The 12,994-nt window shown below is 66.4% G+C and carries 14 protein-coding genes and 2 pseudogenes; 11 read left to right on the plus strand and 5 right to left on the minus strand.

The genetic code is table 11. The features are described from left to right. Positions 1-401 precede the first annotated feature (401 nt). The 5 genes and pseudogenes from ACYVKL_RS37290 to ACYVKL_RS37310 all read left to right on the plus strand — a co-directional run bounded on the left by ACYVKL_RS37290 (position 402) and on the right by ACYVKL_RS37310 (position 6,095). On the plus strand, positions 402-1,721 hold the full coding sequence (locus ACYVKL_RS37290) for a DUF4158 domain-containing protein (protein WP_379172479.1): 1,320 nt from the start codon (positions 402-404) through the stop codon (positions 1,719-1,721). A gap of 215 nt (positions 1,722-1,936) precedes the next feature. Continuing rightward, positions 1,937-3,715: a Tn3 family transposase gene (locus ACYVKL_RS37295; protein WP_379172655.1), complete on the plus strand. Its 1,779-nt coding sequence runs from the start codon at positions 1,937-1,939 to the stop codon at positions 3,713-3,715. A 68-nt stretch (positions 3,716-3,783) separates the two neighbouring features. Further along, positions 3,784-5,196: an outer membrane protein assembly factor BamB family protein gene (locus tag ACYVKL_RS37300; RefSeq protein ID WP_379172482.1), complete on the plus strand. Its 1,413-nt coding sequence runs from the start codon at positions 3,784-3,786 to the stop codon at positions 5,194-5,196. Between the two features lie 295 nt (positions 5,197-5,491). Continuing rightward, positions 5,492-5,873: pseudogene (locus ACYVKL_RS37305) on the plus strand (recombinase family protein); the annotation flags it as partial. Continuing rightward, a complete protein-coding gene (locus ACYVKL_RS37310; protein WP_379172657.1) occupies positions 5,865-6,095 on the plus strand; it encodes a helix-turn-helix domain-containing protein in 231 nt (76 codons plus the stop codon). The pseudogene ACYVKL_RS37305 and the gene ACYVKL_RS37310, both read left to right, overlap by 9 nt. 116 nt (positions 6,096-6,211) lie before the next feature. Here ACYVKL_RS37310 and ACYVKL_RS37315 read toward each other — a convergent pair whose 3' ends face one another. The 4 genes from ACYVKL_RS37315 to ACYVKL_RS37330 form a co-directional block, all read right to left on the minus strand. Beyond that, positions 6,212-6,610 carry a hypothetical protein gene (locus ACYVKL_RS37315; protein WP_379172484.1) on the minus strand — a complete coding sequence of 133 codons (399 nt, stop codon included), beginning with the start codon at positions 6,608-6,610 and terminating at the stop codon, positions 6,212-6,214. 195 nt (positions 6,611-6,805) lie between these two features. Then, positions 6,806-6,946: a hypothetical protein gene (locus tag ACYVKL_RS37320; RefSeq protein ID WP_379172486.1), complete on the minus strand. Its 141-nt coding sequence runs from the start codon at positions 6,944-6,946 to the stop codon at positions 6,806-6,808. Positions 6,947-7,025: 79 nt separating this feature from the next. Further along, entirely contained in the window at positions 7,026-7,316 is a 291-nt protein-coding gene (locus tag ACYVKL_RS37325; protein ID WP_379172488.1) for a hypothetical protein, read from the minus strand. Then, the gene (locus ACYVKL_RS37330) at positions 7,316-7,444 is read right to left on the minus strand and encodes a hypothetical protein (protein ID WP_379172489.1); all 129 of its coding nucleotides are present in this window, start codon (positions 7,442-7,444) and stop codon (positions 7,316-7,318) included. Before ACYVKL_RS37330 ends, ACYVKL_RS37325 begins: the two co-directional genes overlap by 1 nt. A gap of 534 nt (positions 7,445-7,978) precedes the next feature. Between ACYVKL_RS37330 and ACYVKL_RS37335 the strand changes: the two genes are divergently transcribed. The 3 genes and pseudogenes from ACYVKL_RS37335 (at position 7,979) to ACYVKL_RS37345 (ending at position 9,405) form a co-directional block, all read left to right on the plus strand. Continuing rightward, positions 7,979-8,227 carry a hypothetical protein gene (locus ACYVKL_RS37335; RefSeq protein WP_379172491.1) on the plus strand — a complete coding sequence of 83 codons (249 nt, stop codon included), beginning with the start codon at positions 7,979-7,981 and terminating at the stop codon, positions 8,225-8,227. A gap of 191 nt (positions 8,228-8,418) precedes the next feature. Continuing rightward, positions 8,419-8,646: pseudogene (locus ACYVKL_RS37340) on the plus strand (helix-turn-helix domain-containing protein); the annotation flags it as partial. A 93-nt stretch (positions 8,647-8,739) separates the two neighbouring features. Next, positions 8,740-9,405, plus strand: a complete 666-nt coding sequence (locus ACYVKL_RS37345; protein ID WP_379172493.1) for a hypothetical protein — start codon at positions 8,740-8,742, stop codon at positions 9,403-9,405. Here ACYVKL_RS37345 and ACYVKL_RS37350 read toward each other — a convergent pair. After that, positions 9,375-9,782, minus strand: coding sequence for a winged helix-turn-helix transcriptional regulator (locus ACYVKL_RS37350; RefSeq protein ID WP_379172495.1), 408 nt, complete (start codon positions 9,780-9,782; stop codon positions 9,375-9,377). The two genes, ACYVKL_RS37345 and ACYVKL_RS37350, sit on opposite strands and share 31 nt — an antisense overlap. Before the next feature lie 64 nt (positions 9,783-9,846). Between ACYVKL_RS37350 and ACYVKL_RS37355 the strand changes: the two genes are divergently transcribed. From ACYVKL_RS37355 to ACYVKL_RS37365, 3 genes are all read left to right on the plus strand, one after another. After that, a complete protein-coding gene (locus tag ACYVKL_RS37355; RefSeq protein ID WP_379172497.1) occupies positions 9,847-10,812 on the plus strand; it encodes an alpha/beta fold hydrolase in 966 nt (321 codons plus the stop codon). Between the two features lie 200 nt (positions 10,813-11,012). Beyond that, positions 11,013-11,711: a LuxR C-terminal-related transcriptional regulator gene (locus tag ACYVKL_RS37360; RefSeq protein WP_379172499.1), complete on the plus strand. Its 699-nt coding sequence runs from the start codon at positions 11,013-11,015 to the stop codon at positions 11,709-11,711. Continuing rightward, positions 11,708-12,979: a sensor histidine kinase gene (locus ACYVKL_RS37365; RefSeq protein WP_379172500.1), complete on the plus strand. Its 1,272-nt coding sequence runs from the start codon at positions 11,708-11,710 to the stop codon at positions 12,977-12,979. Before ACYVKL_RS37360 ends, ACYVKL_RS37365 begins: the two co-directional genes overlap by 4 nt. The last annotated feature ends 15 nt before the right edge of the window (positions 12,980-12,994 follow it).

Here is a 12,994-nt window from a genome sequence, read left to right on the forward strand (position 1 = left end):
CTGCCAGGCCGCCGTGTCCCGGAAGAACTGGGACAACCCGGATCCGCGCTGAATGCGAGACACGGTCCCGAGCGGCTTGCCGCTGCGGCCGGTCGGTTCCTCGGTGAGGTGCGCCAGCCATTCCAGACAGTGATCGCGCGTGACGTCCGCCCATGAGACAACGTCAGGGTCGTGGTGCCCTAGCCATTCCCCGAAGCGGCGGATGGCCAACTCGGGGGCCTGCCGGGATACGAGCGAAAGAGGCAATGAGCTCCCGAATCTGCTGGGCAGGGCGGATATGCTCCGAGGTTGTCAGTCAGCGGGGTGGTGAGCTCGGGGTGACAAAACCCGACCAGTGTCGGACTGCGCGGGCTGGATAGGCTGCGCTGCGTTACGTCGGTTTCTTGCTCGGGGTCTGGGTTGTGACGGCGATCGATCGCACCGCGTATCCGCGGTTCAAGAGAGTTGTTCCCGCGCGGGAGCTGGTTGAGGCGTTCACGCCGACGGTCGCCGAGGTCGCGTGGGCGCGGGAGAAGACGCAGAGCGATCAGCATCTGCTGGCCTTGGTGGTGTGGCTGAAGTCGTATCAGCGGCTGGGGTATTTCCCGAAGCTGGACGAGGTTCCCGCGGTGGTGGTCGAGCACGTGCGCGGTTTGCTGGGTCTGTCCGATGAGGTGAGGGCCGAGCATGACGCGGACCGGACCGCGAAGTGGCATCGTGGGCTGGTCCGGGCGTTGGTGGGTGTGAAGTACGACGCGGGCAAGGCCCGTGTGATCGCGGAGGAGGCGATCCGCAGGGCGGTCACGACGAAGGACAACCCGGCTGATTTGATCAACGTGGCCTTGGAGGAGTTGGTGCGGGCGCGGTGCGAGTTGCCCGGGTTCTCCACGCTGGACCGGTTGGTCGCGGCGATCCGGGCGGAGACGAACACCGCGCTGTACGCGATGGTCGCGGCCCGGATCGACCTGGCTGCCAAGGCCCGGCTGACGCGGCTGTTGTGGCGGGACCCGACATCGGGGCGCAGTGAGTTCGACCGGTTGAAGACACCGGCGAAGACGGCAACGCTGGGCAAGTTCAAGCTGCGCCTGGCCTACCTGCAGGCGCTCGACGAGCTCGGCGTGACCGAGCAGTGGCTCGACGGCATCCCTGCGACAAAGATCGCGCATTTCGCTGGTGATGCCCGGGTGACCGACGTGGGCGACATGCGGGACATCGGTGACGCGAAGCGGCTGACGTTGCTGGCGAGCCTGATCCATGAGTGCCGCACCTGCGCTCGGGACGAGGTCGCGACGATGTTCTGCAAGCGGATGGCCGTGATCCATAAGAAGGGCGAAGAGCGGCTGGAGCAGTTGCGTGAGCAGCACCGCGCCGAGACCGAGCGGCTGATCGATGTGTTCGGCGACGTGTTGGCCGGCGCTCGGGAGGCCTCCGCCCCGGCCGGAGACGGCGCGGGACCGGCCGCGGCGGTGGCCGAGCGGGCCGGTCGGTTGCTGTTGAAGACGCTGGCGGCCGCGGGTGGGGTGGAGCAGTGTCGGCGGCGCATGAGGTCGGCGCACCACGGCAACAACTACTTGCCGTTGCTGGAGAGGAGAAGTTCTACAAGAGCCACCGCTCGGCGCTGTTCACCCTGCTCGACACCCTGGAGCTGGAGGCGACCAGCGCGGATCACAGCGTGCTGGACGCGGTGGAGTTCCTGCGCGCGATCCGGGGCCGCACCGGCGAGTACGTCCCGCAGAAGGTGACCGTCGTGCGTGGGGTCGACGCGGTGACCGTGGCAATCGACATCGACTTCGTCACCGAGGCGTGGCGCAAGATCCTGCTGGTGCGCGACCGGCCGGGCAAGCTGGTGCGCCGCCACCCGGAGGTGTGTGTGTTCTCCTACCTCGCCTCCGAGCTGCGCTCCGGGGATATCGCGCTGGTCGGCGCCGATTCCTACGCCAACCTGCACGCCCAGCTGATGTCCTGGGACGAGTGCGTGCCGCTGGCTGAGCAGTTCTGCGGCCAGGCCGGGATCCCGTCGGACCCGAAGGAGCTCACGGCGCACTACCGGGCGGCCCTGGGCGACATCGCCGCGGTAGTAGACGCCGGGCTCCCGCACAACACCTATCTGTCCTTCGAGGACGGGCGCCCGGTCCTGCGGCGCCGCAAGGGCGTCGACCGGCGGCCGTCGGCGCTCGCGCTTGAGGAGGCGATCCACCAGCGGCTCCCGGAGCGTGGGCTGTTGGACATCCTGGCTCGCACCGCGCACCTGGTCGGGTGGCCGCGACACTTCGGGCCGGCGTCGGGGTCGGACCCGAAGATCCGCGACGCGATGGCCCGCTACGTCCTGACCGTGTTTGCCAACGGCACCTTGCTCGGCCCGGCGCAGGTCGCGCGGCACATGCGGGACCAGGTGTCGGCGCACGAGTTGTCGATCGCGGCGAACAAGCACACCACCTGCGCCAAGATCGACGCCGCGTCCACCGACGTGATCAACGAGTTCGCGAAGCTCGACGTCGCCGGCATGTGGGGCGACGGCCGTGTGGTCGCGGTGGACGGTGCGCAGGTGGACACGTGGGCCAACAACATCCTCGCCGAGTCCCATATCCGCTATGGCGGGTATGGCGGGATCGCCTACCGGCACATCTCCGACACCTACATTGCGCTGTTCTCTCGTTTCATCCCGTGCGGGGTGTGGGAGGCCGTCTACATCATCGAAGGGTTGCTGCGCAACGACTCCGACGTCCAGCCCGACACCATCCACGCCGACACCCAAGGCCAGTCGCTGCCGGTATTCGGGCTGGCGGCGCTGCTGGGATTCGACCTTCTTCCGCGTATCCGTAACTGGGCCGACCTGAACTTCTACCGGCCCAGCGCCGACGCCGGCTTCGAGCACATCGACTCGTTGTTCGGCGACAACGTGATCGACTGGGGACTGATCGAGACGCACTGGAGCGATCTGCTGCGCACTGCGATCTCGATCAGCGAGGGCCGCCTGTCGTCGGTGACGCTGCTGCGCCGCCTGGGCAACAACTCCCGCAAGAACCGCCTCTACCGGGCGTTCCGGGAGATGGGACGGGTGATCCGCACGATCACGCTGCTACGGTTCCTCGCCGACGTGCAGCTGCGGGAGCAGATCACCGCGATCACCAACAAGGCCGAGGCGTTCCACGGCTTCTCCGCGTGGCTGCGTTTCGGCGGCGAGGCGATCGGGCGCAACGACCCGGACTACCAGGAGAAGATCGTCAAGTTCAACGAGCTGCTCGCGAACTGCGTGATCTACTCCAACGCCTGCGACATCACCGCCGCAGCGAACGCGCTGGCTTCCGACGGGCACCCGATCGACACCGATGATCTGGCCACGATCTCCCCGTACATCACCCACACATCCGCCGGTTCGGCGACTGGGTGCTGGATCTGTCCCCACCGGACGCGGTGCCGGTCACCACGCTGGACCTGGTGCTGGGGGCGCTGTTCCCCGGCGACATTACCGCGGCCGCCCCCGCGCCACGCCAGACGCGGCAGCGTGTCACTTCGAAGAAGGGTTCTTGATGGCCACCACCCGCTGGGGTCTGTTACATCGTCCCGATCATGGTCGAGATCGACTGCGGCGTCACCATCTGAAGCTCGTTTGCTTCCTCAGACGCGGCATCTCCAGGTCGGCGAATCCCACCGCGCCGAGAACTTGATCTTCGAGCTATGGGAAATCACCAGCGATGGGTCGTCCTCGCGATCGCCACCCTTCAACGATGGCTGATACCTTGCAGATTCGCACAGTTCGGCCAGTGCCTGGTCCAGATAGATGTATGAAGGAGACCTCTCCGCATGAACACGGCTGCACAGTGGTTCACCGGTCCGAACAGGCGTCGAAGTTGGATCGCGGTGCTGGTCGTGGCCGTCGTGGTGGGTGTCGCGGCGTTCGTATGGGCGGACCGCTCGCCACGGCAGTCCCAGCAGGCAACGCCGGTGGTGGGCGGCAAGTTTCGTATCGACCCCACCCTCGACTCCGCACCCACTCCTCGCTGGACGGTGCGCGCCGCCGATCTGTCCGCTGACCCCGGCGCGGTTCTACTGTCCGCTCCGCACAGTCTGAACGTCTACTACGGATACGGCACGCCGATGGATGCCGGGACCACGATCGTGGCGGCCACCGCGGTGCCGGACAGCGCGGGTGGCGGGGCCGGGCAGCCGGTCAGCGCGGTGCGACTGCACGGTATCGACCCCGATACCGGAAAGCCGCGCTGGACAATCGATGTCGGCGCGATCGCCGCCTGCGCCGAGCAGGTGTTTCAGGGCCTGCTGAGCTGTTGGGACACCCATCGGGTCCTGATCGTCGACAGCGCGACGGGCACGGTGCTCACCGACCACATCACCGATTTCGAGGTGGAGCAGGTCGACGCTCGCGACGGTGTCGTCACGGTGGCGGGCCGAACCGCAGATTGGCAGACCGCTGTCTTCACGCGCGGAACCGTCTCCGATATCGCCGCGAGCTGGCGTAAGACGTTTCCGACAGTGGTTCCCGGAGAGCCCGTCATTCCCATCATCAGAGCACCGAACTACTTCCGGTACGGGCGTTACGGCGACATTCGCGTCTACGATCTGCACACGGGCGATCCGCTTTTCACCGGACCGGTCGGCTATGTCTTCGACGGAGGCATGATCGCCTCGCAGGTGATCGATCGCAGCGGCAGCGCGGGAAAGGTCGCGTTGCTCGGTCGCGACGGGCACCGCATCACCGAGGTCGCCAATGCCAGTTTCATGCTCGAGTGGTACCCGGTCGCCACCGCGTCGCCACTGCCGATCCTGACCGGCGAGAGCGCCTACGACCGCACCACCGGCGCGATCCTGTGGACCAATCCCGAGATCGGCATCGACGACACAGCCGGGCGCAAGGACGCGATCGAGGGTGTGGTGCGCGATACCGTGATCGTCCGATCACTCGATGGCACAACGCTTTCCGGGCTCGATCTCGCCGACGGGCATCGAATCTGGCAGCGGCCCTCGCCTTTCGAACACGCCACGAAATTCACCAGCTATGACGGCATCACCGACGCAACCCATCTCATCCTGACCGACGGTGTCACCGTGCAGGCGATCGATGGCGTCGACGGAACTCCGGTGTGGTCGATACTGTTGCCGCCCAGTGGTGATCCCAGAGTCCACTCGCAGGTGCGGGCGATGGGCGGTCGCATGGTCACCGTGACCGCGCATGAATTCACCGGATACGCTGCGGCATAATGTGACTCGAACGTTCGGCGGCAGCCTTCATCGGCAAATTCAGTCGGCGACCGCAAGCGCCGGGTAGCCGGGTCGGTCGGTCCAAACATTTGCGGGCGACGTTGATCGCTGTCTCGATTCGTCGTCGTTCTCTTCGGTCGACGTCTAGCTTGGCGGGGTGGTCGTCCCGATATCGGTCGAATCCGGGACGACCACCGAGCGGTCGCGAAAGCCCACGACAGGCCGTCCCGAAATGCGTCCCGCAACCGGGTGTCCGACGTTGAGTTCCGGGACAGTTTTGCGGGACGATCCGGGGATGGCGCGCACCAACACCGTCCGGATCGGCTACGCCAGGGTGTCCGGACGATCACAGGATCACCAGCTCCAACTCGACGCACTGGAGGCGGCCGACTGCCGCGAGGTCATCGTGGAGACCGCCAGCACGCGCGGCGACCGGCCGAAGCTGCGCACGACACTGGCCATGCTCAAGTCCGGCGACACACTCGTGATCCAAGCCGGACCGGGTCGCGCGCTCGATGAAGGAACTCCCCGTCCTGCTCGAGGACCAGCTGCACGCCCGCGAGGTCAACCTGCACATCCTCACCGGCATCTGCGCTGGCCTGCACAAACCCAACGGTCAGACCATGGCCGAGAAGATGCTGTTCATGGTCGCGGCCATGGCCGCGGAGATGGAACGCGAGCTGATCCGCGAGCGCACCCTCGACGGACTGGCCGCCGCCGCAGCCCAAGGTCGCAAAGGCGGACGCCCCCCAGCAGTGGACCCCGACACCCTCGCCGTCGCTATCGACCGCCGCAAACGCGGCGAGTCGGTCACCGCCATCGCCAAACACCTCGAGATCGGCCGCTCCACCCTCTACCGCGCCCTCGAGCCCCACCTCGCCCAAGCGCCCACCGCATAACGCGGTCATCGACATTCAGCTCACTGGCCAGACACTGCAACACGCCGCGGCAGGTTTGGCCCGTATCCCGGCTGGCCCCGTATACCGCCCTTCGCCGACAACGACGCCTGACAGCCCTAATCAGCAACCCGCGGCACCGAGCCAGACCTTCCGCAGCGCTGACCGGCAGCGTTACGGGCATTGCCCCTTTCGCTCGTATCCCGGCAGGCCCCCAACTCCAGCTTGCTGACCGTTGAGGGGCGATCGGTAAGACGTCTTGCGGCCAGCCACTTTTCGGCGACGACCAGCATCCGCGGGGGCAGGTTCAGGGGCGGCTCCCAGGACGGCATCTTCTTGCGGGGCTCGGTGGCGACCTGACCCCGATGGAACAACACGACGTGCATTTGGTGCAGGTGCGTGATCCATTGTTTGGACGCGTTGTCGCGGTAGCGCTGCGGCGAGGGATAGAAATGCCGCAGGTCCTCCCGCTCGGGTGCCGGTTTCGAAGTCCCTTTTAGTGATGTTCTGCGAGTCATCACCGGAATGTCACCGACTGACCTGCGGTTTCATCACTCGATGTCAGTGGGTCGGGTGCACCCGAAACCCACCCGCCTCGGACCCGCCGGCCCTCCCAACCCGCCACCGCGCCCGCCACGACGTCGGGCGAATCCTGGCCACCGGCGAGGCATGCACCGTCCGACCCGCCACAAAAGGCAACCAAATCGAACTGGTTAAACGGCAAGCTCAGACAAGGCGAAGGCCAGCATGGCGGTGGAGGTGAAGTCGGTCGAGGGTTCCACGGTCTGCCAGGCGCCCACGTCGTCGAGGAAGCGGGCCTCGCCCCCGTCGAAGTCGGTCCAGGCCGCCGGCAAGCTGGTGCACCGGCCGACCCGAGTCTGCCCGCCGGGTGCTGGCAGACCGCTGGCACCGGCAGGGCAGAACGATCCGCCACTACTGGGCGAGACAGGTGCTGCCCAGGCTGACCCCGCCACCGCCGACCTGTACGGTCGTCGTCGCGGGCGCCTGATCACCGACGGTGAACAAGGCCGGGACGACGTGCGTGCCGGTGGTAGAGCGCATCCAGGCCAGCGACGCAGTGTTACCGGAAACCTGGAGGTTGCCGTTGCTGCGAATCGGATAGTCGTTGTCCATGAAGGTGATCCGATAGGCGTCCTCGTCCACGGTGGCCGACACCTGGTAGCTACAGCCGGTACCGTAGCCGCCACCCAAACCCGCGGTCATCACCCCGCCGGACAGTCGAACTCACCGCCGATCATCAGCAGCGCCACGGCGATCGCCATGACGCCGAGCGTCGACGCATCGTCCATCAGCGCGCGAAGACGGTGCCTTGGCGTGGGATTCGGTGTCATTCGGTCAAACTGCGCCGGCCATCGACGAATCGATCGTTTCCGTCGCACAGCGACTTCCAGACACTGACGCGGACGACTTCGTGGTCATGATCGCGGGGAAACGCATCGATGCCGAAGCGCTTTAGGATGAGGTTGGTTCAGCGCTCGCTCCGATGGGCTTGCGCCTGTCGGTTGAGAAAACGAGGGTTTGCCACATCGACGAGGGGCCCGACTTCCTGGGCCGACGCATCCGGCGCCGAGCTTGGCGAAACCGGGAAACGGGCCATCTACACCTAACCATCGAAAAAGGCACTGGCCTCCACGATGGACAAGGTGCGGGCATTGACCCACCACAGAAGTCATCGAATGCCCGCAGGCCTGATGCAACTATTTCCGCCACAAAATGGCGCCGCGGGCCTTCGGCTACGTCGACCACTACGCGTATTGGCGAGTCGTCGACTGGGTCTACGAACGCCCATGGAAATGTTGGCATTTCATTCCGATTCGTCCTCGATAAGGTCGGTCAGATATCCAATTTCCGAAAGGTCAGAACATATGAAGCGCATGGCAATCGGCCTGGTCGCAATGTCCGGTATCGCACTCGGTGTGTCCCTGTCCCCGCTTGCGGCGTCCGCACAGGCCCCCGACGTTGCAACAATCGCCGATTCACCGGCGTCCGGTTCCTCCGCCTTTCCGACCGCACTCCTGAAGAGCCTGATGGAATGCCTGACCACCGGTTCCGCCAAAACCACAACCCCCGGCACGCCCGGCACACCCAACGCCACCGGCTGCCTCGTCTCCTAGCCAGGCCAGCTAGGCACGTGTACTGACCATGGACGTTGGTGACGGCGTGGCGAGCTGACATGGCAAAGACCTCCGACTGAACTGCGAGCTGCCAAGCAAGCACAACACCGTCGGAGGTCTTCGTGTCTCACCGCAATGCGCCGTTGCCGGAGTTGGGCCGGTTGCGGCTCGCGCGTTGAGTCGTCGAAGATCGCTGGCCGCTGCGGCGGGCCGCCGAACGGTTCCAAGTCTCACCCACCACCACCAAACGATGGGCCGACCGCTACCGCGATCAGGGAGCTGCCGCGATGACCGACAGGTCCAGCCCGCCCGCACCACAGCCCGAACCGGACACCGACCCGTACCGAACGACGCATCATCAAAGTTCCGGGTGCTGCGCCGGTGAGGGCCAGCACACATCACCTGCCTGCCGGGCTTGAATCCCGCCACGGCGCACCGGATCAGCTGACCCGTCTCGACCGTGCCACCGGCCGGGTCATCCGCCGCTACGAGCACCCGCACGAGCGGATCTGGTGCATGTCGACATCAACAAGCTGGGCAACATCGCCAACAGAAGCGGGCACCGCGTCCTCGGGCGCCGAGTCGGGCAACGCAACCGCACCCGCACCGCCGGCAAGATCCGCGACCGCAACAGAGACAGCCACGTCGGCTCCAGCTACATGCACGACACCCTCGACGACCATTCCCGGCTCGCCTCCAGCGAGATCCTGCCCGACGAACGCAAGGAAACCGCCGTCGCGTTCTCGGCTCGAGCACGAAACTTCTTCGCCGCCAACGGCATCACCATCAAACGTGCACTCACCGACGATCGGCAGTTGCCACAGGTCTGGCTTGTGGGGACAGTCGCTGGCCGATACCGCCATCACACACAAACAGATCCGAACCTAGCGCCCCCAAATCAACAGCAAGGTCGAACGATTCAACCGCACCCTGCTCGAGGAATGGGCCCCTGCGCGCCCTACGCATCCGAGGCCGAACGCCGCGCCGCGTTCACCGGCTGGCTGCACACCTACGATCACCACCGCGGCCACACCGCGCTCGACGGACACCCACCCGCCAGCCGCGTCCCCAACCCCTCAGATCAGTACACCTGGGCCGCGCGGTGGCAAGCAGGCCACGTTGCGAATCCCGCCGACCGAGCCGCAGATCAAGCCTCTGCGGCTCGCACGTTGTCGTGATTGCGTTGAGCCTGTTCTACTTCCGCGCTGTGCGCCGATATCCAGTCCAGTAAACCCTGCAACGGTTGACTTGCACCACGTCCGAGCGAGGTGAGCGCGTAGCTGACCTTCGGTGGCACGGAGGCATCGACTGTACGGGCGATCAGCCCGTCGCGAACCAGCGTCCGCAGCGTTTGCGACAGCATCTTCTCGCTCATACCAGTGATCCTGGAATGCAATGCGGAAAAGCGCAGCGGGCCCAATCGCAGTGCCGCGAGGACCAGCACACCCCAACGGCTGGTGATGTGATCGAAAACCGTGCGCCCCCGACAGGCGCCGTTGAATGCGTCACCTTCCGCATCAGGACCAGCCGCATCTTCCTGGACACCTACCTGCATGTCAGTACCCTACCCAGAAGAACGTCCCTTCCGGGCGAAACCCCCTCTGGCTACCGTCTGCGCCATGACCGATATCGAGTATCGCTTCCTAGATATCAACGGGATCCGTATGCGGGTCGCAGAGCAGGGACGTGGGCCGCTGGTCGTCCTACTGCACGGATTCTTGAACTTCTCCTACTCATGGCGCCACCAGCTACAGGCACTGGCCGCTGCCGGCTACAGGGCCATCGCACCGGATCTACGCGGCTACGGCGGTACCGATCGGCCCTCGGACACCGCGCAATACACGCAGCTGCATCTGGCCGGTGACGTCGTCGGGCTGATCGACGCCTACGGAGGCGAGCCTGCGGTGGTCGCCGGGCACGACTGGGGTGCGATGGTGGCCTGGACCACCGCACTGTTGCGGCCCGACCTGGTGCGTGGCGTGGTGGGCATGAGCGTGCCGTATGTGCCGCGCGGCCCCCACAGCCTGCGGGCGATGATGCGAGAACGGTTCGGTGAGCGTCACTACATCCAGTACTTCCAGCAGCCAGGCCTCGCCGACACCGAGCTGTCGGCCGACATCGCTGCAACCTTCCGCGGCGTGTTCCACTCCGGATCTGGAGCCGCACAAACCTTCTGGAACCCGGTACTGGCACCCGAGGGTCGCTGGCTCGACGCCCACCCCGATCCCGGCACGCTACCGAGCTGGTTGTCCCAGGCCGAGTTCGACGCCTATGTGTCGGCGTTCTCGAACACCGGATTCAGCGGCGGCCTCAACTACTACCGGGCCATCGACGCAAGCTGGGAACTGATGGGTGCGTGGACCGGCGCGAAGATCGCGGTGCCTGCAATGTTCGTGTATGGCGACCGAGACTCCTTCGGCAACTATGCCTCCGACCTGATCGATGCACTGCCCCAGTTCGTTCCGCAACTGCGCGAGACCGTCATCCTCGCAGGCTGCGGACACTGGGTGCAGCAGGAGCAACCACACGAAGTCAGCGGCGCCCTGGTCCGATTCGCGCAAGCAACCCTTCCACACGGGTCCTAGCCACCGACAGCCGTGGCCACGGCGAGGGTGTAAAGGAGATAACACCGAACTGCGGCGAGCAACACCGGGCCGCAGCATCAGACAAACCGGAACCGACCAGATCAGTGAACCGGCGGCCGCGGTAGCTTTCGGTGGTGGTCCGACCCGGCAAATCCGCCGCTTCCTATACTGGCCCGACGCAAAGTGGCAAGGAACGTCGCTTGGGAGTGTGGGAAGAGGTGACGGCCGCTGTGGAGGCGCAAGAGTCGGGGATACGCCGCATCGGGCTGGTCGAGGACCATGAGTCGGTGGCAATCGGGTTGTCGGCCATGCTGGCCCCGGAAGCCGATCTGGAATTGGTGATCACGGCCGGGACCGTGGCGGAATTGCTGTCGGCGGGGCCGCGATTGGATCTGGTGGTGCTGGATCTGCGACTCGCGGACGGATCCTCACCCGATGACAATGTGCGGGCGCTGCGGGCGCGGGGGATCGAGGTGCTGGTGTTCACCGGGGCGGACAATTCGTTCCTGGTGCGGTCGGCCGCCCGGGCGGGCGTGCTGGGTGTGGTGCGCAAGTCCGAGGACATGCCGACGGTGGTCGCGGCGGTACGCCGGGCCGCGCACGGCGAACAGGTGGTGACCACCGACTGGGCCGCCGCCATCGACGGCGACCCGCAGCTGTCCGATGTCGGGCTGAGCCCGCGCCAGCAGCAGGTGCTGCAGCTGTACGCGTCGGGGGAGAAGGCCTCGCGGGTGGCCCGCATGGCGGGGCTCTCGGAGCAGACGGTCAACGACTATCTGGGCCGCATCCGGCAGAAGTACGCCGTCGCCGGCCGCCCGGCCCCGACCAAAACCGATCTGTACAAGCGGGCCGTCGAGGACGGGTGGCTGCCCGTTCCCGAGCGGAATCCGCGGACGTGACGATCTCGGGCACCCTGGAATCGGCGGCCGCACCCCGGCCGATGTCGTCTCTCGCGGCATTGACCCAGCGTTTGCGCGGGCGGGAGGACCCGGCCACCGCCAGCGACCGCATCATGCGGCGGGTGGGCATCTCCATCGGTATCGCCGGCATCATCGTCGGCGGTGTCGGACTGCCGGGGGTGGCCCAACAGGGCCGCTACGCGCCGGCATGGTGGACGGTGACCGCGGTGGTGCTGGTCTTCGGCTGGTATCCGATCATCGCCGTGGTGTCGGCGGTGTCGGGTCCGCGGGCCATCCGCTTCGTCTGCGGCTGTGCGGCACTGAGTTTCCTGGGCGCTCTAGCGTCCATCCCGTTCGGGCTGCAGATGCACACCGTGGACGCCACCATGGTCTGGCCCTACCAGGTGACCGCGCTGGCGGTCACCCTGGCGGTGCTGGCCTGGTCCACCCGGGTGGCTGTGGTCTATCTGTTGGTCGCCGCGACCTCGGCGGCGCTGACCACGGTGTACACGCTCAGCTCGGTCACTCCGCAGCATGTGACCGAGAACTTCCTGCGTTCGGCGGGTTTGTCGGTCTTGTTCCTCTGGTGTGGGACCGTCGCCACCAGGGCCGCGGCGCGGGTCGATCGCGAGTCCGCCATCACCAGCCGCCGTGCCGCCGCTCAGGCCGCCGCGCAGTCCCGCGACCGGGAGCGCGCCCGCTTCGCCGCCCTCATCCACGACGCCGTGCTCTCCACCCTGCTCGAGGCGTCCCGGGCCGGCGCCAAATCCGATGTGCTGCAACGCCAGGCCGAGCGCACCCTGGAGCAGCTCGACGAATGCCGCGACGCCCAGCGCGATCCCGACCTGCTCGACGCCCGCTCCGCGGTGCTGTTCCTGCGGGCCGCGGTGCAGGAGATCAATCCGAGCGTCCGCTTCGCCACCCGCACCTGGCCCGGCTACGACGACCTGCGCATGCCCGTGCACTCGGCCAGCACCATTGCCGCCGCGCTCACCGAGGCGGTGCGAAACAGCCTGCGCCACGCCGCCGTTCCGGGCCGGGAGGTGCGCCGCACCGTCACCGCCACGGTCAGCACGGGCAGCATTCGCATCGTCTTCAGCGATGACGGCGCGGGTTTCGACCTGGCCGCCGTCTGCTTCGATCGTCTCGGCATTTCCATGAGCATCCTGGGTCGTATGCGCCAGTTGGCCGGCGGTTCGGCGTTCGTGGAATCCCAGCCGGGTGAGGGAACGACCGTGACACTGGTGTGGGGCGATGGCTCACGCTGACAGCTCCGGTATCGA

This window comes from Nocardia tengchongensis (assembly GCF_054781395.1).